26 protein-coding genes and 2 pseudogenes are annotated in these 24594 nt (G+C 35.5%); 15 read left to right on the plus strand and 13 right to left on the minus strand.

Going from position 1 to position 24594, the window contains the following annotated elements:
- Positions 1–247: 247 nt before the first annotated feature.
- The 6 genes from GY23_RS17015 (at position 248) to GY23_RS17040 (ending at position 5304) form a co-directional block, all read left to right on the plus strand.
- On the plus strand, positions 248–1999 hold the full coding sequence (locus GY23_RS17015) for a hypothetical protein (RefSeq protein WP_075620383.1): 1752 nt from the start codon (positions 248–250) through the stop codon (positions 1997–1999).
- A 473-nt stretch (positions 2000–2472) separates the two neighbouring features.
- Positions 2473–3060, plus strand: a complete 588-nt coding sequence (locus GY23_RS17020; protein WP_075620384.1) for a recombinase family protein — start codon at positions 2473–2475, stop codon at positions 3058–3060.
- Positions 3061–3119: 59 nt separating this feature from the next.
- Complete coding sequence (locus GY23_RS17025; RefSeq protein WP_075620385.1) at positions 3120–3377, plus strand: hypothetical protein; 258 nt, start codon at positions 3120–3122, stop codon at positions 3375–3377.
- A 134-nt stretch (positions 3378–3511) separates the two neighbouring features.
- On the plus strand, positions 3512–3784 hold the full coding sequence (locus GY23_RS17030; RefSeq protein ID WP_075620386.1) for a hypothetical protein: 273 nt from the start codon (positions 3512–3514) through the stop codon (positions 3782–3784).
- A gap of 186 nt (positions 3785–3970) precedes the next feature.
- A complete protein-coding gene (locus GY23_RS17035) occupies positions 3971–4456 on the plus strand; it encodes a DUF3888 domain-containing protein (protein WP_075620387.1) in 486 nt (161 codons plus the stop codon).
- A 497-nt stretch (positions 4457–4953) separates the two neighbouring features.
- Positions 4954–5304, plus strand: coding sequence for a hypothetical protein (locus GY23_RS17040; protein WP_075620388.1), 351 nt, complete (start codon positions 4954–4956; stop codon positions 5302–5304).
- 297 nt (positions 5305–5601) lie between these two features.
- On the opposite strand, the gene GY23_RS17045 is transcribed toward GY23_RS17040, so the two are convergent.
- The 5 genes from GY23_RS17045 to GY23_RS17065 all read right to left on the minus strand — a co-directional run bounded on the left by GY23_RS17045 (position 5602) and on the right by GY23_RS17065 (position 10951).
- Entirely contained in the window at positions 5602–6054 is a 453-nt protein-coding gene (locus tag GY23_RS17045; protein WP_161487623.1) for an HNH endonuclease, read from the minus strand.
- Positions 6055–6316: 262 nt separating this feature from the next.
- A complete protein-coding gene (locus GY23_RS17050) occupies positions 6317–8929 on the minus strand; it encodes a hypothetical protein (protein WP_075620390.1) in 2613 nt (870 codons plus the stop codon).
- Positions 8926–9441: a hypothetical protein gene (locus tag GY23_RS17055; protein ID WP_075620391.1), complete on the minus strand. Its 516-nt coding sequence runs from the start codon at positions 9439–9441 to the stop codon at positions 8926–8928. The genes GY23_RS17050 and GY23_RS17055 overlap by 4 nt, the downstream gene beginning before the upstream one ends.
- On the minus strand, positions 9438–9839 hold the full coding sequence (locus GY23_RS17060) for a hypothetical protein (protein ID WP_075620392.1): 402 nt from the start codon (positions 9837–9839) through the stop codon (positions 9438–9440). The genes GY23_RS17055 and GY23_RS17060 overlap by 4 nt, the downstream gene beginning before the upstream one ends.
- 827 nt (positions 9840–10666) lie before the next feature.
- Positions 10667–10951 (minus strand): hypothetical protein, encoded by a 285-nt coding sequence (locus tag GY23_RS17065; RefSeq protein WP_075620393.1) that lies wholly within the window; start codon positions 10949–10951, stop codon positions 10667–10669.
- 514 nt (positions 10952–11465) lie between these two features.
- Here GY23_RS17065 and GY23_RS18875 point away from each other — a divergent pair.
- Positions 11466–11654, plus strand: a complete 189-nt coding sequence (locus GY23_RS18875) for an FtsK/SpoIIIE domain-containing protein (RefSeq protein ID WP_075620394.1) — start codon at positions 11466–11468, stop codon at positions 11652–11654.
- 53 nt (positions 11655–11707) lie between these two features.
- A complete protein-coding gene (locus GY23_RS18880; protein ID WP_075620395.1) occupies positions 11708–11899 on the plus strand; it encodes a hypothetical protein in 192 nt (63 codons plus the stop codon).
- A 79-nt stretch (positions 11900–11978) separates the two neighbouring features.
- Here GY23_RS18880 and GY23_RS18375 read toward each other — a convergent pair whose 3' ends face one another.
- On the minus strand, positions 11979–12131 hold the full coding sequence (locus GY23_RS18375) for a hypothetical protein (RefSeq protein WP_211270699.1): 153 nt from the start codon (positions 12129–12131) through the stop codon (positions 11979–11981).
- 10 nt (positions 12132–12141) lie between these two features.
- Between GY23_RS18375 and GY23_RS18380 the strand changes: the two genes are divergently transcribed.
- From GY23_RS18380 to GY23_RS17095, 5 genes and pseudogenes are all read left to right on the plus strand, one after another.
- Positions 12142–12345, plus strand: coding sequence for a hypothetical protein (locus tag GY23_RS18380; RefSeq protein ID WP_161487625.1), 204 nt, complete (start codon positions 12142–12144; stop codon positions 12343–12345).
- 345 nt (positions 12346–12690) lie between these two features.
- Positions 12691–13608 carry a ribonuclease H1 domain-containing protein gene (locus GY23_RS17080; RefSeq protein WP_075620396.1) on the plus strand — a complete coding sequence of 306 codons (918 nt, stop codon included), beginning with the start codon at positions 12691–12693 and terminating at the stop codon, positions 13606–13608.
- Positions 13609–13612: 4 nt separating this feature from the next.
- Positions 13613–14710, plus strand: a complete 1098-nt coding sequence (locus GY23_RS17085; RefSeq protein WP_075620397.1) for an RNase LS family HEPN domain-containing protein — start codon at positions 13613–13615, stop codon at positions 14708–14710.
- Positions 14711–14772: 62 nt separating this feature from the next.
- Positions 14773–15153 (plus strand): type II toxin-antitoxin system RnlB family antitoxin, encoded by a 381-nt coding sequence (locus GY23_RS17090; RefSeq protein ID WP_075620398.1) that lies wholly within the window; start codon positions 14773–14775, stop codon positions 15151–15153.
- A 1046-nt stretch (positions 15154–16199) separates the two neighbouring features.
- A pseudogene (locus tag GY23_RS17095) lies at positions 16200–16537 on the plus strand (SRPBCC domain-containing protein); the annotation flags it as partial.
- A gap of 100 nt (positions 16538–16637) precedes the next feature.
- Here the strand turns inward: GY23_RS17095 and GY23_RS17100 are convergent.
- The 7 genes and pseudogenes from GY23_RS17100 to zwf all read right to left on the minus strand — a co-directional run bounded on the left by GY23_RS17100 (position 16638) and on the right by zwf (position 22340).
- Entirely contained in the window at positions 16638–17354 is a 717-nt protein-coding gene (locus GY23_RS17100; RefSeq protein WP_075620399.1) for an SDR family oxidoreductase, read from the minus strand.
- An 81-nt stretch (positions 17355–17435) separates the two neighbouring features.
- On the minus strand, positions 17436–18299 hold the full coding sequence (locus GY23_RS17105) for an SDR family oxidoreductase (protein WP_075620400.1): 864 nt from the start codon (positions 18297–18299) through the stop codon (positions 17436–17438).
- 87 nt (positions 18300–18386) lie between these two features.
- Positions 18387–18821 carry an Rrf2 family transcriptional regulator gene (locus GY23_RS17110; protein ID WP_075620401.1) on the minus strand — a complete coding sequence of 145 codons (435 nt, stop codon included), beginning with the start codon at positions 18819–18821 and terminating at the stop codon, positions 18387–18389.
- Between the two features lie 211 nt (positions 18822–19032).
- Positions 19033–19263 carry a DUF2268 domain-containing putative Zn-dependent protease gene (locus tag GY23_RS17115; RefSeq protein WP_075620402.1) on the minus strand — a complete coding sequence of 77 codons (231 nt, stop codon included), beginning with the start codon at positions 19261–19263 and terminating at the stop codon, positions 19033–19035.
- A complete protein-coding gene (locus tag GY23_RS17120; RefSeq protein WP_211270700.1) occupies positions 19248–19763 on the minus strand; it encodes a DUF2268 domain-containing putative Zn-dependent protease in 516 nt (171 codons plus the stop codon). The genes GY23_RS17115 and GY23_RS17120 overlap by 16 nt, the downstream gene beginning before the upstream one ends.
- A 96-nt stretch (positions 19764–19859) precedes the next feature.
- Positions 19860–20863: pseudogene (locus GY23_RS17125) on the minus strand (glucose-6-phosphate isomerase); the annotation flags it as partial.
- Between the two features lie 31 nt (positions 20864–20894).
- The gene (gene zwf / locus GY23_RS17130; protein ID WP_139311145.1) at positions 20895–22340 is read right to left on the minus strand and encodes a glucose-6-phosphate dehydrogenase; all 1446 of its coding nucleotides are present in this window, start codon (positions 22338–22340) and stop codon (positions 20895–20897) included.
- Positions 22341–23214: 874 nt separating this feature from the next.
- Between zwf and hxlA the strand changes: the two genes are divergently transcribed.
- A complete protein-coding gene (gene hxlA, locus GY23_RS17135; protein WP_075620404.1) occupies positions 23215–23856 on the plus strand; it encodes a 3-hexulose-6-phosphate synthase in 642 nt (213 codons plus the stop codon).
- Position 23857: 1 nt separating this feature from the next.
- The gene (gene hxlB, locus GY23_RS17140; RefSeq protein ID WP_075620415.1) at positions 23858–24412 is read left to right on the plus strand and encodes a 6-phospho-3-hexuloisomerase; all 555 of its coding nucleotides are present in this window, start codon (positions 23858–23860) and stop codon (positions 24410–24412) included.
- The last annotated feature ends 182 nt before the right edge of the window (positions 24413–24594 follow it).

The raw sequence follows: 24594 nt of genomic DNA on the forward strand, positions 1-24594 counted from the left end.
AGAAATGGAGAAGTGGAGCCATTAATTAGTAACAAACTTTTCAGTTTATATTTGGCTAAAGAATTTGAATTTAGAAAGTACCTGCCCAAATGATGATTTTCTAATAATTACCATATGAAATTACTTGTATGCTGTTGGTCGACACAACTCCTAATGACTATATAGATAGATAGATTTCTTTCGACCATGACTTCGGAATTCCAAGCATACAATAAACAGTACCAGCTTTGACTAGGATGTGAAAAGAGTGGGATTAAAGAAAAAATGGACAAATGAGACCTTCGATATCGAACTTAATATGTATCTTCCTGAATGGAAAAGAATTGGTGAAGTGGTGAATGGTGCAACAACTGTTGCTGTTCTTTGCCACAACGGACACACAAGGAAACTTTCACCATCAAAAATCAAAAATCAAAATAATAAGTGTGTTAATTGTTTTAACTATTCGCAACGAAAAAAAGCGTATGAAGAATTTACTAAACAACTAATAAAGGAACGTTATATTCCTATGTTTCATTTTTCCGACTATACAAAAGCTAATCAAACATATTCCGTTGTTTGTCCAAATGGATCGTCATGGAATGTAAGTAGAACACACTTTAGTGGGAATATTCAATTGAGATGCCGATGTAATCTTTGTCTAAATACCACCAATCCAATAAAGAAAATTGTGATACGAAAACCAACTGAAGCAGCAGATGAATTGTTTTCATTAGGCTTTGAGATTCACCCGGATAAATGGAAGGGTATACATCATGATATTGAAGGAACATGGGTTGATTGTGGACACAAAGAATTTAGGAAACCATCAAAAATTATTTATAGGCAAGGAAAATGTAGCCAATGTCGATCGCAACATCTTTTGGAAAAGCTATTCATGTATCAAAGGGAACTAGGTTTTATCATAGTAAATGAGGAGCAGCTTAAAAACCTTAAGACTAAACAAACTCTCGATATCATCTGTAAACACAATCATAAACATACGACTTGGATTAACAATTTGTTTAAATCCGACATTGAAGATTATAAGAAAAACAAAGCTTTTGTTTGCTCTGTTTGTAAATCGGACTTTTCCAAGGGGGAAAATAACCCTTTTTATGTTCATGGAAAAAGCATTGAAAACTACGAAGGAAGAACAGATGCTTTATATAAACGTTGGTTTAGAGGAGTTAAAAAAACCGGGAGTATCTGTGCCGTTTGTCAGATTAATCCCATTGAAGTCTCCCACCACTTATATGGGTTCAACGAATATGATAATGTAAGATACAATTTACAAAATGGCGTACCATTATGCCATTCTTGTCATAATCGTTTTCATGATTCCTATTTGTATGGAAATAACACCTTAGACCAATTTGAATCTTATTTAGAACAATTACCAGAATACGATACGAGGGAATTACAATTACATTTGCATTCCATCAAACCAATGTTACTCAGTCTAATTAATGAAGAAAAAACTGTAAGGAAGAAAATTTATTCAATATCCAAACTAGGCTTACTACTAAGAGAGTACCCCGAAATTGTTAGAATACTTATCGTCCAGGGGAAAATAAAAGGAGCCTACCAGGATCTTGATAATATTTGGGTGATCTCTCAAGACGATGCTGAAGATTTCCTTAAAAGTGGTGGAAAAATAGACGAACTACTTAACAGTTGCATAGTGGGAAAAGTGTTTGGGAATCTAACCGTTACAAAAGTAATTGGTAGGAGAAGCGAAGGTAAACAGATACGATTATTTGTAGAAACAATGTGTAAGTGTGGAGTTATAACGGAAAAACCTCACTATGCACTGGAAAGAAATTCGATTCTTAGTTGTTCAAGAACATGTGAATTGCATAAACGTGAAAAAATTCATCCAAATAAGGCATTAATCGATAAGGTTGCCGAATGGTATTTAGACGAGCAATACAGTACAAATGATATCTTAAAAGAATTTAATATTAGCCGAACCACCCTACACAATTACAGAAAGTTAAAAGGAATACCATTACGGTAATCAAGATGGATAAACCAGTTTATTTAGCAAGGGGAAAGGAGTTATTGTCGTATTAACTATTTTCAGCAGGAGAAAATATCGCTAAGGTCAAGCTACTCCTCAAGCAGTTATGACTTCATCGATGAATTCTATAGGACACAAGGTTAATCTCTTAACGTTAACTGCAATCAAATTTGCGTTGGTTACATGAAGAATGGGAACTACTGGACACAATAGTACCTCCTGCAGTAATACAGTCGAGCAGAGTATGAGAGGAAGGCTAAATGCCTTGCCTCTTTTTTATGTTGTCCTGTAAAATTGAGATTTAAAAAAGTTTGAATATAATGTCGGACCTTTTACGTCTAAAAGTGTTAAGAAATAGACCCTCATTAAAACATCGGATATTTAGTTCATAATAGCAGGAATATCTGTCTATAAGTTTGTATATAATCTGTAGTACAAAACATTATTAACTTATAGACAGGAGAAGAAGAGTGAGTAAGAAAATTGGTTATGGCCGTGTCTCAAGCGATGGTCAAGATTTAACGGCGCAAATAGAAGCGTTAAAAGAAGCTGGGTGTGAGAAGTGGTTTGTGGAGAAAGTGACAGGCACAAGCACAAAGAATCGCATTCAACTAATGGAATTGCTCGAATACGTCCGGGAAGGTGATACTGTAATCGTCACTAAGATTGATCGTCTGGCCCGAAGCATCATTGACTTAAACAAGATTGTTTCTGAAATGAATGACAAAGGGGTAAGTGTCGTATTCCTTAGAGATAACATCACCTTTGGAGCCGGCAAAGATAACACAAGTCTTAACAAGCTAATGTTCAACATCCTGGGGAGCTTTGCACAGTTTGAGCGTGACATCATTGTAGAAAGAACAAGCGAAGGGCGGGAACGTGCAAAAGCATCAGGTAAGCATATGGGACGGACCGGGCAGCCTGAAAAGAAAGTGCAGCAAGCACTAGAAATGATGGCAAACAGAGAAACGAACGGTATGAGTGTCGCTGACATCGTGAAGCTAACAGGCGTACCGAAGCCAACGATCTATTTGAAGATAAAAGGGCTAAACACTTAGTAAAGCAAACATTAAAAATGAATTATAAATTTTAGAATAAATATAGAGATTGTGAATAAATGTACTTAAACCAACGCAGCAGGTTAGTTGAAGATGGATTATTATTTTTTGGGGATGGTGATAGTATGAAAAATGATATATTGAAAGCATTCTTTATATTATGGGGGCTTATTTTATTTATTGAGCTATTCTGGTTTAGTTTGCTGACTAATAGACCTCATTCAACTTCAGAAATTATATTTGCTGTCACTGTAATTGCTACAACCAGTGTATTTGGTTCTGTTGGAATATATTTATTTAAAAGTTCGAGGGAATAAACCTAAAGAGGTGCTTTACTTCGAAAAAGAGTAAAGCCTTTTTTTATTGAACTAACGGGGCAGTTTAGTTTAACAAGGAATTATTTGAAACCTTGATAATAAAATTAAAGTCTAAGTGGTTAGGGGGGAGAAAAATGAAGAAAATAGTTTCTACTATGTTTGTCTTACTGATGTTTATTGTAAGTGGTTGTAATAGTGCAGAATTAAAAGTATCAGAAGAACAGGCGAAATCCAGTGTTATCGAACATCACACTGGACACATCGGCAAGGTCAAAATACGTTCAATAGAACTAAAAAAAAATAACTATATAGTTGAGTGGAAAAATGAAGAAAATTGTGAACAGGGTATTGATTCTGTTGACGGAGAAAATGGGGAAATTGAAATGATTAAGGCTTCAATCTGTTAATGATTGGCGTCGGGAATTTTATGCTTATTCAACTAACGGGTGCTTTACTTCAATAAGGAGTTAAGCTTTTTTTCTTATTGAACTAATGGGGCAGAATTGTTATAAAGTCTTTAAAAAATCAGTGGTGTTTAATTATCTCCTTTTCAGACAAACTATCCGTAGTTGAAGTTGAAGGGAGTATTTTTTATGAAGAAATTTATTATGTTTTTTTTCTTTTTTTCTTTTCTTTTCTTTACATATAAAGAAGTGGTCTATGAAAATAATACAATTCAAACAAATGCACAGTTCTTAGAGGATCAACCTATTAAAAATGAACTATATAGCGATGTAACGGTACGATTTATTAGTCCTTATGTTTATGAAGCCATCAATAGCCATTACGAATCTGAAGAGTCATTAACACAATACTTAAATACGTCACCACCATTGATGCGTATTGTGAAAGTCGACAGGGTTGGTCATATCGATAACTTTGAATTTAGGATAATTGTTGAAGTAACAGGTTTTGTAGGTGAAAAAGTACCGGTAGTAGATGGACAAATAACCTTTAGATTAGAAGGACCAGTATCAGGGGGCGGTGCGAACAGTGTGTTCTTTGAAAGATACAAACAATTAAAAATATATGAATTGCCACAAGAGTGGAAGCATCTCATCAAGAAGCCTTTAAAATAAGTGTTTGTGTTTTGTTCGACTTTACTTTTTTTTGTGTAACAATGTGAAGAGCTTCACTTAAACTTACGAGTGCTTAGTTGAAGAACCGGCTGACTTAACAGGGCATGCTAGAAGATTCAAGTAGAGAAGCTTTGAAAGTATTCCTCTTAAGATTGAATGAATAATTCTTCTTTAACTAACGGGTGTTTAGTTGAAGAAGAAATTGAAATAAACATAAAGGAATCAGCTTAGTTTACAAGTGGAGGGCTGTCGCGTTTCACTTCGCTTCCTCTTGTATATACGTCCTTCCGCTAAATTTTTAAAATTCACATTTTCAAACCTTATAACCAATATCCATATATTGGTTAATTTTGTGTAGTGGTAACGCTACACCTAGAAGACAGAACCCAACCGTAACAAGATTAAACTGGGCTAATTTATTAGTAACAAAAAACACAACTATCAGCGGTGCAATTAGTTATAGTCGTGGTATAATTTTCCTATTGGGAGGGATTATTATGATGAAGAAAGTAAATCAAAGGTTTGAGGGCGAAACATACTCTTGTAGATATTGTGGAAAGGAAAATACAAGAGATGATGTTGAAGAGTGGAAGTGCATTCATTGCAACAATAGAGTACTAATTAAAACAAAAGATAATAAATACTTGGTGAGAAAGCAACCAACAGAAATAGAAAACCATGAATCAATTCTCCTAAGAGGAACTGGATTGTACCACGAGATCCTTTCAGTGGTAGATATAGATTATGTTAATAATAAATGTTCTTTAAATCTTAGAGGTCATGGAAATCAAAAGTTTAATGACGAATGGATTAATGTTATGTGGAACGATAATGAAATAGTTGATTAACATTTGAAAAGCCAACAAATCGTCGCTGTTGGCTTTTTTAATTAACAGTATGATCATATTGTGTACTGTTAGACACAGGCTAAAACAAATTTAATGTCAATTATTGATTCATTAACTGCCATTAATGAAGGCTTTTTTTAGTTGCACAGTAGGAACATGATAAGCAACATTGACAACACCCAATGAGGTGTATTTTTTATGTTGAAATAGAAGGGTTTCCTTCCTCTGTTTGCCGGAAAGCACATATGAAATGCCCTACTCATTTCCGAGTAGGGCATCTCTAAACTATACTATCCGTTATTTAAATTCTTCAATAAAACGTAGTATCTTTTGTTTCCGATTAAATGAAAAGTGTTCATATTCTGTATACCAAATTATGAAATCTTTTGTATTCTTCCTCAAATTACATGATTCACAAGCAGGAATTATATTCTTTTTGCTGTAGATTCCCATTTTCGATAATGGTATGAAATGATCTTGTGTTAAGTAGCCGTCTTTTCCGCAATATGCGCAGCAACCATTGAAGTACTCGATTGTTTCATGCCACTGTAGGGTGGTCAAATCGGCTATTAAAGCCTTTTTACGTGCATCACGCCTTTGTTGAGCCATTAATCTTAATAATTTTCCTTTATCGGTCTTAGCAAACCGCCGACTGATTATTTTAACTTTATCAAGATTTTCTTTTTGCCACTTCATATTATAAGATGTAATATATTCTTTTTTTTCGATGTATCGTTTTGCTCCACTCATTTTTTTTGCTTCCTTTGTTCGTTCAGCGTACAATTTGTTGCACTCTTTACAGTTTGGGTTAAGTTTATCCCATCTGTTTGATTTAAGTGTAAAGAAACGAGTATCAGCAGGCTTCCATTCATCGCAAGAGGAACAATGCTTTTGGCCATTCACATGACTTTTGCGCCTCAATGGACATCTCCCTTTTAGATTATTTGATTTGCACATCTCATTGTTTAGTTAAACGATTGACATGAATCTATAGACTTATATATCTCATTAGTCATTTGCGATTTAGGCGTTTTTTTGATTTATCCTGTGAATACAAAACCCTCGTCTTATCAAATATTTCCTTCTCGACTTCGTGTAACGGTCTGCCGTATGTTTCTGCACATTGTTTCCGCATGTAACTTCGATCCTTGACGAGTGGAGACTTAATCGTTTCACATAAAAACGCCTCGTCACTTTCAGCAAATTTACTAACACAGACACGTTTTTCAGGAATCTTAAAGAGTTCTTCTTCCGTAAAAGGAGCAAGTTCCTCCTTTAACGATTTAACCGTTTCTTTAGACGTAGAAAATATAGAGAACTGAGCACCAGCATCTTTAAGAGTTTTCTTCATGAATTCAAAATCCTCTAACTTATGAGCCATCCAGATATTCTTCATGCCCCATTTACGTGCTTCTCGACATGCGTCATTGTGAATCTTGAAAGACGATGGAGTTTGATGCGGTTCATCCCTAATATATATAAATGGTTTACCATGACAGCCTTTAACGCTTGGAACGTCATAGCGGGATAATGCTGCAAGCCATATTTTTGCATCCCAAAAAGCTGCGAATCTGTCAATACCTGTTTCACCTAAAATGCTCTTAGGAATACGGATTCCTACAAAATATGCACCGCCATATTTAGGATTCGTTAATAAGTTTCCGTCAATCCATTTACGTATATTTATTAGAGGTTTACCATCAGGGCCAACCTTTGGCGTTTGTAAGATGGAATTTCTCATGTAATCGCTTGAAAGGAGTACATTCATACGCGTCATGATAAAACGTACAGTTTGTGCTCTCGTGTCTTGTGACATTTCATGTAGTTCTTGGATAGTTCCGAACACGATGGGATCATTAATATTAAAGTTCTTCAAAACATTTTCTCTGTATTCGTCATTTGTAAGGCATAGAATAACCTCCATAATTCCACGATTGGGATTAGTGAGTATCCCTTTTGCAACTGCTGAAAGGTAGCGCTCCATATTGTCAGTGGTTTCATTTGTAGCGAGTTTATTTAAGAAATCAATGAGTACACCAGATAGTTTATTTGAAGCCATACGTCTGTTTACTTCGACTTCTGTCCAATCTCCACCACTTAGCTGCATATCTGAAGTGATTTCGCTCCAATCAGATGCAGGGAGCATGGCAAGATTGCCAAAATCTAAATCAATGATATGTGACTCAGGAAAGTCACCAGGAAGGCGATTGATTGCGTCCTGGATTAAATCACCGTCTGCGGTGTCCACGAGTATTGAAGTGAATCCGAAAGTAGGGAACAGGTGTCCCATTTGCATGCCTTGATTGGTTTTTCCTGTTCCCATTTTCCCTAATACTACTTGTGGCCGACACAATAAGCCGTAGTCTTTAATGGGAATGTGAACAATTTCCTTTGTACCCTTATGGCGGACGAGTCCCCAAGGTATGCCTGACCGTAATACGTTTGGAATTTGTACCTCACGACGGTTAACATTTTGAAAATCATAGGTGTCTTGTAAATAAGCAGAAGGTAGCTCAATCAATCGCCCAAGTTCATTATTTGAAAGAATCATTGCATTAGGATTGAGTGTGGTTTTTGTGGAAGGTGAGAAGTGTAGGATTTCGGATAGGGTGCGTAGCTGTGCTTTACGTGATAGTTCAACTCGTTCTAGTTCATTGTCTGCGGTGAGGTCATGGTAGCCGTTCGATAGTGACATAATAATACTTTGACGTCTTCCTGCGTCCTTAGAACCAGCCACTATGCGTATCCATGTCTTAAATGTCGGGTCTTTCTTCTTACGATGTGTGGCGGTCTTTAATTCACCGTCAATTAATATCATGCGTTTTTCGATGTCGATAGAGTCCTCTTTGCGACTTTTATCGCGTATTTCCTTATCTCTAGCGCTTGCTTTTCCTGCGAGTGAATCTAAAATGACGTCAATAGCGTCTGTAGCCTGATCCATTGCAAATAAGATTCCGTTACCACTAGCAAGTAATGCATCTTTCTTCGATATTTTTATGCGACTCGGTACTTTTCCTGATTTAAACTTCTTATGCGCCTTATCTGCAGTATCCTGCCATGACAAACGATTAACTGGTTGGCATACAATCTGAATCCTAGCAAAGTCATCTTCTTTCAATTCCTTTGTCCCCATTAACAGTGATCCAAGTGGTTCATGTTCAACTCGTTTATCAACTTTTAACGAAAAAATGTTATGTCGTGACAATCCCATTTCACACACTTCAAGATTATTTGTCACTTTAAGATGCGTAATATGTTCCTTTTGAATTGTTGCATTTCCCCAAACTATTTCAATCTGTTGCCTAACAAATGACTCCTTTCCAGATGGAATTGTACAATAGAAAGCTATATCTTTAGAAGTTAGCAATATGTCCCAAAAGAAACGGAGTGGAGTTGTTAACTCGATTTCCTTTTCAGTAAAGCTTAACCGTTTGCGATAACCTTTGTAGAAGTCGTGAATGGATCTCATAAAGTCGTGATTCCTATTATTCAATACTGTTCTGTCAGGAATTATTCTTAGCGTTATATAGCTACTTTTTGTATTAGGCTCCTTTTTTACAACTGTTTTAATCTGTTCACCTTTTCCAGTTTTAATTGTTAATTCACCAACTTTTATTTCATTCAAATGGTCAACCTCCTTAAAATTTCAAAAATAACAGCAAGCGACACTGAAATCACAGCCCATTTTCCTGTTCTTGGAATGGACATAATACCCCCAAGACAAAGAATCATAGCAATCAGTCCAAAGGTATCAGGCATAACTTTAAGAATCCACAAACCAAAACCTTTTCCTAATTGAACAAATGCCTCACCAATGTATTGTCCAAAGTTTTCAAATGCTTTATTTACTGCTCTTTGCATATGGCTCTCAAGTAAATCAGATGGTGTAGGAATATCCCAAATTTCAATAGGCTCAGGTGATCCTTCTAATTGTATTGGTTCAATTGGTGGCATTGGATCAGCTACAACAACTTGAGTCCATTCTAGTGGCACATGTGCAACTTCTATTGGTGGACTCCACTCGTTAATGAATGGAGTCGGTCTTTCTGCTAATGGGGGAGGCATTTCCCAAATATAATCAGCTCTTTTGTATTCATATTCAAGTGGAATGAAGTCCCATTTAATGATCGTGCTCATTGGGGAGCAGCCGTTTTAATAACGTTCATCATTACAGGAATTAATTGAATACCAATAAATCCAATTGCAGCATATTTCATGCGGTCTAATCCAGATGAAGGACGTTTACAGATAACCTCAATACATCCCCACGCAAACATAATCCAACATAGTGGCTCAGCTAATGAAAGAATCAAGTCTTTTACAGGCTCAAATGTTGAAGGAATAACTTCATTAACAGAAGTATTAGCGTGTGCGATTCCGCCATTTAAAGTTGAGTAGGCAAAAAGAGAAGCTGATGATAAAGCAAAAGTAGCTCTTTGTGTGAAAGTTGTTTTCTTGAATTCTTCACATTTATAAGCAGTATTATCTTCTTTAATAGGAAAAGAAGTAGTCCAATCAATAATAGTTGCGTTCAATCATTTTCCTCCATTTTCTTTAGATGTTTGAAAAAGAAACGTAAAGCTTCTCGATATGTGCGGGATCTATCACGTTTGGGAATTTTTCTGATGCCTTCAATTAGGTCTGAATCAATTTCAGGATTAAGTTTTGCTTGAATGTTGATTGTTTCTTTTTTTGCGTCGATTGTGATTTCCTCCTTTATTACTTTTTATCACTTTTTACATCCTATGTAGGCAGATTAAATAAAATGCTTGTACATTGATAAAAAGTAATAATAAGTAATAGAAAAAAGAGCCAATTCCAATGAGGAAAAGGCTCTTTTTCTAAGGACGGTATTATCTCTACAATCTCGGTACTGGTACCAAGATATGCAATGAGGTGATCAAATGATACCGTTTTAGACTATGAATAGAAAAAAGTTGTAAATGTCGTATTACGCTGAACGATTTATAAAGGTTTTCCCATTTTCTTGTAGAATTCAAATGAGATGTAAGAATCGTTTTATAAAATATATAACCAGGGGGAAATCGAATGTCACCACTTAATAAACTTAATGAGTAACTTGCTTGGATTAAAACTGACAACAAACTCGAAATAGAACTACGCGAAAAGGTTAAAGTAATAATTGAATGTGGAGTCACAAATGACGATTACATTGAGCAATTGAAAAAACAAAAAAATAAAGATGCTTTTATCCTACTTTCCTATTTTCTTTATAATCCAATAAAATGCTGATGCTACTTTAAATATAAACCACAAAATAACACCCCATATGAGAGTTGATAACATAACCATTCCAAGACCTACTATAAGGACTAAGCAAATCCCTAAAATAACATTAATATCAATAACCTTCTTCTTCTATACACTCGTCGCTCATTTCAGCTTTATTATTTTCCAAAACGATAAATTCCATGTCCTCGAATATCAATACTTCACCAACATCAGAAAAAGCGATAAAATCAGGATCAATCAAAGCGACTTCTTTAAACCTTGCTAATTTTCTATCTGTTGGCATTTCCGCAAGACCTACTGCATGATTATTACTGCTTACTAAATTTTCATCGTCCCACAAACAAACATAAATTCTTTCCATTTTCAATGACTTTAATGGCGGTGTATTTTCCAATGGTTATTCCTCCTATAATCGTGTTATTACAAACGGGTATTATAATACAGTAAAAAACCTGCAAGAAACCCCGTGTATCGGAAAATGCACGGGGATTTATTTGTTTACAGATATTTTTGAGCTATTGCATCAATGACAATCTTTGTGTTTTCGCTATCCAGTGAATATATGATGTGGTCTATTGTGCTCCATCCTCATCTATATAAAGATTATGTCCTGTAAAACATTGTATGCCATTTCAAGCATAGCTCTTTCTGAACTGGACCAAACACCCGACATTTCCAACAACATATCAACATCTTATATTGAAACTGTCAATTGAATATGGGATTCACTAACTGATCGAAAAGAAAGAATTAGAGCTTTCATTTGATGGACTATTAACTTTGAAAGTCTACAATGAGCATTTACCAACAAAAGTTGCTTTCCGTGTGGGAGAAGGTTGGAAAGTGCCTGTAGGGGTTACACGAGATAAAAATACATTTAGGTTCATGACTTTGAGAAAATACAACACATGGTTTTAGGTGGAGCTACACGTTATGGAAAAAGTAATTTCATCAATTCAATGATCACCAGTTTACTACAAAGCCAACCTGTTAACGTGAAACTCTTTTTAATCGACCTAAAAGGTGGGGTCGAGCTTTGCGACTACGAGAACATCAAACAAACTGTCTCTATTGCGTATGAACCAGAAGAAGCATAACAACACTCCAACTTGCTTATGAACAAATGAGAAGTGTTCAATGTCGTTTAAGAATGATAGGTAAAAAGAATGTGCAGGAGGCAAACATTAAAGAAAGGTATTTTATCATAATAGATGAAGTTGGAGAACTGAATCCTATTGAAGCGGTTACTAGAGAGGAAAGGCAGTTAAAAGAGGAATGCCAAACATATATGAGCCAAATAGCTCGTCTTGGTGCTGGATTAGGTTTCCGTCAAGGAGGATGAAGCGTGTTTAAAAAGAAACACAAAATAGAAGTTGTTCCTTAAAGTGAATACACGAATTTCTCGGACCGTCGAAAGGTGATCAATATGCAACCAAGAGAACAGTAGTTGCAGTATCGATTGTTCCAACCACAGTAATTGTAGGACTTAACATAAACCGATTATCTGTAACAAATACCTCTAGATTTATCCCCGTAACCGCACCTGTGAATGTAATAGCATAACCACCAACCAAACCAATTGAAATGACCTCCACACCCGAAATGATTCCTACTGGATTTATAGCAGATTCATCGTTAGAAATGCTTGCTAATGTATTAGATCCAATAGTTCAAATTATGGTAGCAATCAGTTTTACGATAGCAAGTGTCATTATGATTGGCGGATGTTTCTTCTTTATGATAGGAAATAGCGAAAAGGAATGGCAAACCATAATGAATGCGGGTTAGGCTATGTTCTAATTCAACTATCTCCACTATTTTTAGAGATTCTTCGTCAAGTTGGTGAAGCAGTGTAATACCGTTGTATTATCGATGATAAGAAATCAATGTATTGTACTACGCTTGTATTACCAAAACGAAAGGGGGCTGCATGAGTGAATTCGTTCTTGAATAACCTTATCTTGCACTTCGGCTTTTTCATTCCCCTTATGCTCTTTTTTCTCTTTTTTAAAATAGTCACTAGTGTCTGTGAAATTTAACTTGGAAAAATTTAGTTATAAATGTATTATAAAACTAAGAATAATAATATACCGAATTTTTATTAAAAATATCATGTAGTTAGGATATGATTTAATGGAGAAATTTTATGCTGTAAAATCAGGTAGAAAAGCAGGCATATTTACCACCTGGGCAGAGTGTGAACAACAGGTGAAGGGATTTAGTGGAGCTAGATATAAATCATTTGCAACAAAAGGGGAAGCAGAAGAATTTTTAAAAGGTAATGAATCTTCAAGCAAAACAATTGGAAAAGATGAGTTGCATATTTATGTAGACGGTAGCTATTCTAAAAAACTAAAAAAAGCAGGATTTGGTTGTGTTTTTGTTCTAAAGGAAATTGCTGTACATACAGTAGCAAAAGAGGCTCCAATTGATAAAGATGAGGATTTATGGAATGTTTCAGCTGAAATTGCTGGTGTGCTTTGCGCAGTTGAATGGGCTATAAAAAATAAATATCCAATCGTAAACATATTCTACGATTATGAAGGTCTCGAAAAATGGTATAGCGGAGAATGGAAAGCTAATAAGAAAACAACTAAGAATTATGTATCAAAATTAAATCAATTAAAAAAGGAAATTAGCATAAACTTTGTTAAAGTAAAGGCGCATTCTGGAGATACATTCAATGAATTAGCTGACCAACTAGCTAAGTCCGCAATATATAATGTTGAAACAGAGAATAATGACAGAAAATCAGTTATTAGTGAAATCCTCACTAATGCAGAGGCTGATAAATTAAGCCTAACAGATTTTTATAAGATTATTGGCGAAATAGATGAAGATAAAGTGAAAATTAAATATAAAGATTTGATTATAAATGATAATGCAATAATTAAAATTGCTAAATATTTCTGGAAAAAGGAAAAAAGAAAAATTTCAGATTTACAAATAGAAGCATACTTTGATTTAAGCACATTTATTTTGGAACTTAATTTGAGTGAAAAACAATCAGACTACACACTAAATAAAAAAATAATAATAGAAGGTGAATAAAATAATGGTAACTAAACCAAAATATGGACAACTAAACTTATTTCAAGATCAAATTGAAACAACGGTAATTGCATTCTTTTCCGCAAAGGAAGAAGAATATAGATGTTACGAATTAAGACATATGAATGGTACAAGAAATAGAATTGAATTTACATATGGTGGAATAAATCATAAAATTGATTTTCATTTTAATAAGGATGGAAGTACTACAATTGATTTAACACCTGGTGGTACAAATGCAATAAAGGAAGAATTGGCAAATTTTATATTGAACTCACCTATTTGTCAAGATAAAGAAATTAGCGGTTTAGACAAACCTTGGTTTACATTTGAAAATGTGAAATATGAAGATTTTAATGTTGTATTAGATTTAATAAAAGCTATTGATGGCGTCTTTGAAGAATCGAAAAAAATAATTCCTGGCGGGGAACAGTGGATATTACATTCGACAACAGGGGAAAGAGTGACAATTAGCTATTTTTTTAAAAGACAAAAAGCTATGGTTCAAGGTAAACCATTAAAACTATTTTCAGAAACATATACTTATTTAATGACGTTAATTGATGTTGAGGAAATTCCGAAAATAATGAATCAACAGTTAAATGTTGCTACTGGTATTACAAAAGAATCAATCAAAGAGGAATTAACTTTATATTTACCAGATGCAGCTGATAAGTTGAATGATAAGATTAAGCGATTATCTTATCAAGCAATAATGAACCTGAAGGTTAATGATGAAATGTTTGATTATAGTTTTCTAGCGTTTCCAGCATTAAGGTTACTTGAAGGTCACCTCAAGTACATTATGAAGGAAAAACAAATAGAATTAGAAAAAGGAAAGTTCAGTATGTTTACGTGTACGGAAACAGGGAATAAAAGGTACATACTACATCCTGAATTTGATTATAAATTCACATCAAATCAAAAAGAATATGTTGAGAAAGCGTATAATTTCTTCAAAAATAACCGACACTCATTATTCCATTGGGGGAATATTGATAATCCATTAGGGCAAGATAGAACGAGAATGGTTGAAAGGTTAGATGAAGCAACAGGATATATTACAGATGTTTTCATGATTGTTAATAATTATTATAAATAGTTGATTTCACTTGATTAGTATGGTATTTTTTAGTTTAGTTTATTTAGAAGGAGGGAGTAGTCATGACAAGATATACGCTGGTAAAGTTAGACAAAGTAATCAGTCATTATCCTTGTATGGTAGTGGCTACTTCCTATTTAGATCCTTTAGAAAATATGGAACAAATAACTTTACTCGAATTTGATATAAAGAATAACCTGGTAACAGGTAAAGTTCTATTTGATCTGCTAGCATGTGTTGGTGACAACTCAGAACGATATCTTACATTAGAATTTGATGGTACGAACTTTGATTTGAATTCATGTCAATTCGTTCAATTTTCTAAGGAAAGTGACGTTCGTCAAATATCAATGAACGTATATCAACAGCTAAATGAGGAACTATATAATACCGTATTAAATTCGAAACAAATTGACTTGTTATTACATGGAATTGCTATATGATCAAAATAACCTAGCTATTATTTAGCTAGGTTATTTTGATTGTGTGACATGTGACAACACAATTTAAAGCACTTTTTATTTTTATTTTCTACCAACATTTTTACACAATATTGCCCGTCAGCGTATGTGAATCGTAATGCCTTTTAAATATGAAATATCTATGAGCTATTGAAATTGTATGTTGTTGTATGAAATAGGCAGACATATGAATCATTGATTTTAAAGGCTTTGGCTTTGCAATCGCATAAAATGCTATAAAACTGCAGTTATTTTATAAGGTAAAAAATACGGTCTTAAAAGTTCTTCTACTTTTCGTCAATCCATATTAAAAGCCTGGCATCAAAGGCAGGCTTGATATTAAATGGGGTAACAAAAGAGTAACGTAATCCAGTGAAAAGCTATTATTTAGTATTAAAGATGTTGCAGTACAAATCCAGCAAAACGTTTGTATGTCGCATGATAATCAACTTATATTAATTCTAGTTAAACATGTTACAACACAAAGGACTTATGGGCGGCATGATGTAATAAAGAGAAAAAGCTCTTTAGATATAAGGGTTTCGGTTGTTGACATTTTGTTGACATTGTTTTTCTCGGTAATACAATTTAATTAATTTCTTAGAAGGTCTTTCATCCGTTCACTGAACGGATGATTGGCCTTTTCTTTCATAATACGAGTCAAGTGTTCGATGTTCATGGAGTATATAGTATATATATCCGTATGTCCCAAAAGGTGATGCCTAGATATTTTGTGGAATGAATCAGAGATATTGGAGTTAAGCACGAAACACACAACAGCAAAAAGATTAAGAGTACGAGGATACTTTTCTAGGATTTACATGATTTATTAAATAAAAAAGTAAGCTATGAAAATTGGTGCTATTAGGGTAGTCAATAAGAAAGATTTGTAGAAGGAAAAAATGATATGTTCGCAGAATGTGTAATATATATGCATCTTTTTATAATGTATTTCAGGTACTGAAGAAAGTTAAATTGGAACTTTAGAATAGTGTTGAAAGTTTATTCATAATTAAGGAGGAAAGTACATGAAGAATCAAATCAGTTCCAAGGTGGAAGACAAGACCCTAACACTGGAGCGCATATTCAATGCTCCCAGAGAGTTGGTGTTCCAGGCTTTTCTGAAGAGTAGCACTTGAAGCACTGGTGGGGACCGAGAGGCTGGGGAATGCCAGTGTGTAACGTTGATTTCCGTATTGGAGACGTTTGGCATTATTGCATGAAATGCGAGGACGAGAATCAAGTCGAGTTCTATGGCATGGAATCGTGAGGAAAGGCGATATACAACAAGATCCGGGTACCAGAGGTGATTGTGTATACGGACTACTTCTCCGATTCGGAGGGCAATATTGAAGAAACGATACCTATGATACTCACTTGTTATAAGAAAAAAAACGCAGTAGCAAGCAGAGGGAAGATTTTGCGAAAAAAAAGCATTCCTCCAAAAAGGAATGCTACCATATTAATTAAATTAATCGTGCACCACCATCAATATCAACAACAGATCCAGTAGTAAATCCGTTTTTTGCTAAGTAAACGTAAGATTGCGCGATGTCTTCAGGTTGTGCAATGCGTTTCACAGGAAGTTGTTCAGCAATTCCTTTGAACATGCCTTCACGTTGAGCTTCTGGCATTCCTGCGTATATCGGTGTATTTACAATACCAGGTGATACAACATTTACGCGCATTGGTGATAGCTCAATAGCAAGTCCTCTTACTAAACCATCAACTGCAGAATTAATTGCTGCTAATGTAGATGCTCCTTGAGGTGGGCGTTGACCATAAACACCTGATGTAAGCGTGATAGAACTCGCATCATTCAAGTAAGGGAGTGCTGCAAGAGCCGTAGCATATTGACCCCAGAACTTACTGTCGAATGCTTCTTTCGCTCTTTCAATTGGCACCTCTTTAAATAGCCCCATTGTTCCTTCGCCTGCAGTTACTACCAAGTGATCAAAATTCCCCACATTCTTAAAGAAGTTAGCTACACTCTCATCGTTACGAAAATCTAGCTCATATCCTTCTACATCTTGGCCCAACAAATTTTTTGCCTCATTGAACTTGGAAGAAGAACGGCTGGCAACTACTACTTGAGCAGATTCATCTAAAAATGCTTTGGCAGTAGCCAATCCGATCCCTGAAGTACCACCGACAACAACAACACGTTTTCCTTGTAATGACATGAAATAGCCTCCAGTATTATCCGTATTTTTAATTGGTCACAAGTTGTTTATTTCCGAAAAGGACCAAATTTATTCTTGAATTTATGCTTTCAATGCTTGTTGAACCAATTTTTTCAATGGCGTTGGTTGTCCGATAAGATTTGTCAAATCATTTGAAGTTTTCCCCGTTTCCCCAGCTGCAACAGTATGGTAAATACCTGCAATTAGTTCAGCTACTGGTGCAGGTAATCCAACATCGCCAAGATAATCTTTCATTTCATCAAATGATACCTTTTTATGTGAAACTTGTTTACCTGAAACATCTGAAACAACTTCTGCTAGCTCATCGAAAGTCCAAGGTGATGGGTTGACAAGGTTGTATGATTTATTTTCATGTCCTTCTCCCGTTAATACAGCAGCAGCAGCTAATGCAAGATCTTCACGGCTTACGGCATTTAGTTTGCCATCACCTGTGTTTGTTACTAATTCACCAGTTGCTACTGATCCAGCTAAGCTTTCATCAATGAATACATCTGAATATAGTGAATTACGCAAGAATGTATAGGGTACGCCAGTTGAACGAATTGCATACTCTGTTGCCATATGGACGTGTGCAAGATCGATTTGGGATGTTTCACCAAATGCATAACCTGTGTAAACTATGTGTTTTACACCAGCATCTCGTGCAGCTTGGACGACATTTGCATGTTGACGAATACGAAGAGTATTATCTGAATCCGGTCCTGAAACAAAAAGAACTTTTGAAGCATCTTCAAACGATGTTTTCATCGACTCGTAGTCCATGTAATCGCCATGACGAACTTCTACTCCCAGTTCGGCAAGTGCATCAGCTTTTTCTACATTGCGAACGCTAGCGATAATTTCACTTGCAGGAATAGTTTTTAATAGTTCTTGAATGACACGGTTTCCATAATGACCTGTTGCACCAGTAATAACGATTGACATATAAAATTCCTACCCTTCTATTTGCAGATTATTTCAAGAGGTTTTAGTGTAACCAATATTGTTACAACGAGTATGGAAAAAATAGCTCTAAATAGAGCCGGTTTTCTCTTTTAGTTCAGACACCAATTGTTTGAGTGTAACTTGAGCCAATTCGTGCTCCATGGCAGATTGTGCTTGCAACATCTTTGTCCGAAAAACAGACTCAATATTTGCGCCTACTGGACACTTTGGATTGGTTTCATCATGAAAATTAAAAATATCTCCATTGTCTGCAACTTCAACTGCTCTATACACATCAAGTAAAGTAATCTCATCAAGTCCCTTTTGTAAATAGGTACCTCCTGCACCGGCACGTACATGGACCAACCCAGCTTTCTTCAACATGCCAATAATACGGCGAATAATGACAGGGTTCGTATTGACGCTTTCAGCAATGAAATCGGAAGTACATGAAGTTGGACTTAATGCAACTAGCGATAAAATATGGACAGCAATGGAATAACGGCTGCTAAATTTTTTCATACAAGTCACCCTCTCGATGTAATCATTATAGTTACAACGATAATAGAAGTCAAAGAATTCGTTTGAAAAGGAGGGAAAATGTGTGAGCAGTAGAGCAATTCCTATATAAATCCTTAACGAAAATAGTATATAACTCTAGCTATTGAGTAGGGAATGAGAAGTTTAGAAAATGCTCAGAATATTTCTCTGAGCATTTTGGATCTTATCAATACTACTTTAATAAATTTTCATATTCACTACCTTGAAATAGGTCTTTTGAGAGAAGCCTTGTCCATTTTACAATTGGAACATCTGGATTTTTTTCAATATAATTTTGAGTAATTAGATAGCCTATTTTATAATTCGACCTTAATGGAATTCCTTTTGAAGATTTCCCATTAAAGAATTCCATGTATATTTTCGGAGAAGTTGAATCAGCTGTTTCCTTTAAACTCTCGAGCACCTTTTCCTCGGATTCTTTTGGTATGGTTCAGTCCACGGAGCATTTATATCAGGATAAACAATAGTAGCAAACGAATTGGCTTTTCCTTCTGAAGTAATTGAATGCAAAATTGAATAATTCGCCATATCACCATTGAGCTGTGTATTTATTGCATGGTGATATTCATGAGCGACCGTATATTTTAACAATTTTTCATTATAAGATGTGTCTATTTGGATAAATATTGTGTTTTCGCCATACGTTATATCAGCTACACCCTCCATTTCTTCAACTACAAACCTATCCTCAGGTCTAAGTGGCATAACATAAATGTTTTTGTCTTCACCTGGTAGCAATTCTGCTGATTTTATTAGTGCTTCTTTTATATACACATTAATTTTCTCTTCGTTTTGTAAAAGCTTAATAATGTTATCTTCAAACTTATCAACCTCTGTTGATGATAAAAAAGGGTACTCCAAAGGTAAATACATAGCATATTTTTCCTTTATAGGTTCTAACACTTTTTCTACATATGCACTTGGGTTACTTTGGGAAGGATTCTCTTGAACATAGTCGGTTTAATCAAGTACTTCGTCAATATTGTCGATATCCTCTTAAATGATGCGTTCGATTGAAGAATTTTTTACCTGTAGAACTGTTTCTATGAAAAGACGACGTCCTTCTTGTACGTACTTACCCATCGAATGTAAATCCGTTGAGAAGTTAACTGAAGCGGGGAAGTGGCCTTTTCCATCCTTCCCTTCACTTTCTCCGAAAAGCTGTTTCCACCATTCTGCTACAAAGAGTAGACGAGGCTCATAGCTTACAAACAATTCAATTGACTTTCCCTTATTATAGAAAATATTTCTTACTGCAACGTATTGGTAACTTTCATTTGTAGCAAGAACGGGATTATTGTATTTGTGATAGGCAGCTTTTGCCCCTTCCATCACTTGGTCAATATTAAGACCGGCTACTGCCATTGGAAGTAAGCCAACAGTCGTCAGAACTGAGTAGCGTCCACCTATGTTGTCCGGAATAAAAAACGTTTCGTAACCTTCTTCGACCGCCAGATTCCGAAGGGCACCCTTGCTCTGATCGGTCGTCATATAAATTCGATTCCTTGCTTCTTCTTTCCCATACTTCTTCTCCATAAATGTACGGAAAATACGGAATACTAAAGCAGGCTCGGTCGTTGTACCTGACATGGAAATAACATTAATAGAAATGTTTTTGCCCTCTAATACTTGAAGTAAATGTTCGATATAGGTCGAGCTAATATTATGTCCAGCAAAATAAACTTCCGTATTTCCTTTGACTTGCTTATGAAACGTATGGGATAAAGCCTCTATTGCTGCCTTTGACCCTAGATAAGAACCTCCAATACCAATAGCGATTAGCGCGTCTGACTGTTGTTGAATTCGTTTAGCAGCTAGCTTCACTCTGTCAAATTCCTCTTTGTCGTATGTAAGTTTCGAGTTAACCCATCCTAAGTAATCAGAACCTGCTCCTGTTTGTTGGTGAATTTGGTTATGCGCTTGTTTTACAAATTCACTTAGATTTTCAACTCACTATTTTTCATGAATGATAAAACATTGGTGAAATCAAATGAAACGGTCATATCTCATATCACCTTTTGTTATTATGTTTTTCTACCACCACTTAAATTGATCGGATTGCAATAGCTGATTTGCTTCTTCTGGACCAGTTAAACCTGCAGGATAGGAATATAAAGGTAACAGATTCTCCTGATATGCTTCTAATATCGGTTGGATCCACTCCCACGATAATTCGACTTCTTTCCAATGGGAGAAGAAGGTAGCATTACCGAGCATTGCATCAAATAGAAGAAGTTCATATGCTTCCGGCTGACTTTCCGAATTGGTTGAGAAGTTAATCCAAACAGGTTCAAAATGATTACTAGAAGGATTTTTCATGTTCACCCGTAAAGAAATATTTTCGTTTGGACTAATCTCGATGATCAATAAATTCGGAGTGATTCCTTGTAGCACATCTGAATCTTTCATCTTGTTCTTAAACTCAATGACAATCCGTGTAGACTTCTGATCCAATCTTTTCCCCGTGCGTATATAAAAGGGAATTCCACTCCAAGATGGAATATCAATATATAAGCGAGCCGCGAAATAAGTATCATTTTTTGAGGAACCATCAACACCGGGCTCTTCTTTATATCCAAATACTGGAGTACCTTGAATCTCTCCAGAATCGTACTGACCGCGGACAACATCCTTGTATGCATTTTCTTTTAGGAGTGGTCGAAGAGATTCGATAATTTCCATCTTTTTAACATGAATTTCATTTGACGTTATTTTCTCTGGGAGGTAAATGGCTGTCATCATCACTAACTGAAGAAGATGGTTCTGAACCATATCACGAATGGCTCCTGCTTTATCGTAATAATCAGCCCGAGTTTCGACCCCAACCGTTTCACTTGCAGTAATTTGGACATTCGAAATTTGTTTATGATCTAGTAATGATTTCAGTGCGGGATTGGCCAAAACTAAGGTTTCAAGATTTTGGACCATTGGTTTTCCTAGATAGTGATCAATTCTGTAGATTTCATCTTCACTGAAAGTTTTGCTCAAGTTTTTATTTAATTGCCTTGCCGTCTCTAGATCACTTCCAAATGGTTTTTCAACGATGAGGCGCTTCCATCCTTTGTTTTGGCAAATACCACTTGAATTAAGATTTGACGTAATAACATCAACCAGACTTGGTCCAACAGACAAATAGAATAGTCGGTTTTGTGGAATTCCTAGCTCAATTTCTCTGTTTTCAATGAGTTCGTGCAAATGGTGATAGGATTCTTTGTCTGTCGCATCAAATGCACAGTACCGAAATTCGGATAAAAAATCTTGCAGACCAGAAGGTTGTACAGCTCTTCTGGAGTATGCATGAAGAGCTCTTTCCACCTTGGACTGAAAATCTTCGTTTGAACAATAGTTTCTGCCTAAACCAACTATAGAAATGGTATCGGGTAATTTACCATCAAGATATAAATTATATAAAGCAGGAAATAATTTTCGTTGTGCTAAGTCTCCCGTTGCTCCAAATAATACGAATGTCATGTCTTGTATGAACCATTCTTCTTGGAATCCAATTAATTGATCTTTTACATCAAATTCTACTGCGGTATTCCAGTAATTCATATTCAATATCCACCAACCTTTACAATCAGTATTTTGTTTAAACCATGAATGATAATCGCAATAGTTCTCAGTATACGGACTGCATTCAATTTATGTAAGTACGCACTCGAAAGACAAATAATGTATAAAAGCATACTTTTGTTTGAGCATATGGGGAATGAATAAGCAAGAATGCACTAACGATACGAAATTGACTGACTTTGAAACCTTCAAATTAATTTGGTTCTCACTGGGGGGCTTTCGTCCTGTTATGGTCAACTATATTGTTTTGAAAATTCAAGAAAAAACATATTAAATAATGTTGTTGATATTGAATTGATAAGGTATCCTTGCCTGCCACTAGAGTGTGAGGGGGGAACCATAAATATTAGGCCCAGCGAAATGTGTGGCAAGCCAAATATACGATAATAACTACATCATTTTTAGGAGACTAAGATTAGTCATGTTAAATTTTTTTGTTGAGAAGAATAAAACGAATGAGACATTTGCGGAGAATATACGGCAAACGAAAATATTTAACCGTATCGTTTAACTTAACTAAATTTATATAGGGTAAGAAAGCGAAGTAGCTTTTCGGGTTCATCCTGTGATCCCACATCGTTCCCAAGAAATTTTATCCCATGACTAGATATTGGAGTGAGAAGAAGACATTATATAGATTCATGGCACTCCTATATTGGAAAGAATGTTTACAGTATACTTTTTGTCAGTATATGAATTTAAAGTGCGTACTTCACAAAGTCGATTGCAGAACTTACACTAAGTTTGTACCAAAAATACGAATATAAGGAGTACAACATACATGAAATTACAATTAGCTTTAGATTTAGTTAACATTCCACAAGCCCTAGAACTTATTAAAGAAGTCGAGGATCATATTGATATCGTTGAAATCGGAACTCCAGTAATCAATAAAGAAGGTCTTAAAGCAGTTGATGCTGTTAAAGCTGCATTTCCTAACCTAGAAGTTCTTGCAGATGTTAAAATCATGGATGCTGCAGGTTATGAAGTCTCTAATGCTGCAGCTGCAGGTGCTGACATAGTTACAATTCTTGCACAAGCAGAAGACTCTTCAATCAAAGGTGCTGTTGAAGCAGCAAAAAAATTAGGTAAAAAAATCTTGGTTGATATGATTGCTGTGAAAGACATCAAAACACGTGCAGCAGAGCTTGATATGCTTGGTGCTGATTATATCTGTGTACACACAGGGTATGATTTGCAAGCGGAAGGAAAAGATTCATTCGAAGACCTACGCACAATTAAAAGCGTTGTAAAAAATGCGAAAACTGCAATTGCTGGCGGAATCAAGTTTGAGACATTACCGGAAGTGATTAAAGCACAACCAGATTTAATCATTGTTGGTGGTGGAATCACAAGTAAAGAAGATAAAAAAGCAGAAGCAGCAAAAATTCAAAAGCTAATCAAAGAAGGCGTGATTGCGTAACATGAATACAAAAGGCTACACAGATGAGATACTGGCCGAGCTAAAGCGAACTCTTGAACTCATCAATGATGAGGATGCCGAAAAGGTAGTCGAATGTATTTTACGTGCAAAAAAGATTTTTGTTGCAGGTGGAGGACGATCCGGCTTCATGGCTAAGGCATTTGTTATGCGCATGATGCATGTTGGACTTGATGCGTATGTTGTAGGAGAAACAGTAACACCTAATCTAGAACCGAGTGATATCTTTATTGTCGGTTCTGGTTCAGGTGAGACTGGGAGCCTGGCAGCTATGACGAAAAAAGCGAAAAGCATTGGTGCAACAGTAGTAGCTGTTACCATTAATCCTGATTCTACAATTGGTAAGTTGGCTGACATTCAAATTGAAATACCTGCTCAAGCAAAAGCGGAAGGCACCAGTGGAAAATCGATTCAACCGATGGGCTCTCTGTTTGAGCAATCGCTTCTTCTATTTTATGATGCAGTGATATTAAGATTCATGGATAAAAAAGGATTAAAATCCGATGTGATGTACGGTAGACATACTAATTTAGAATAGAGTTGCAAATAAACCTGGGTCTGAAGTTATGTAGACTCAGGTTTATTTTGAATTTGTTCTAAGAGCACGAATACTCTTTACTTCCTTGTTTCATACCTATAGAGACCAAAGCAGTTTCACTAGACAATCTGACAAATAACATGCGAGGATAGCTTTATAACTAGAGAATATATTGAATAGTG

This window comes from Paenisporosarcina indica (assembly GCF_001939075.1).
Taxonomy (GTDB): domain Bacteria; phylum Bacillota; class Bacilli; order Bacillales_A; family Planococcaceae; genus Paenisporosarcina; species Paenisporosarcina indica.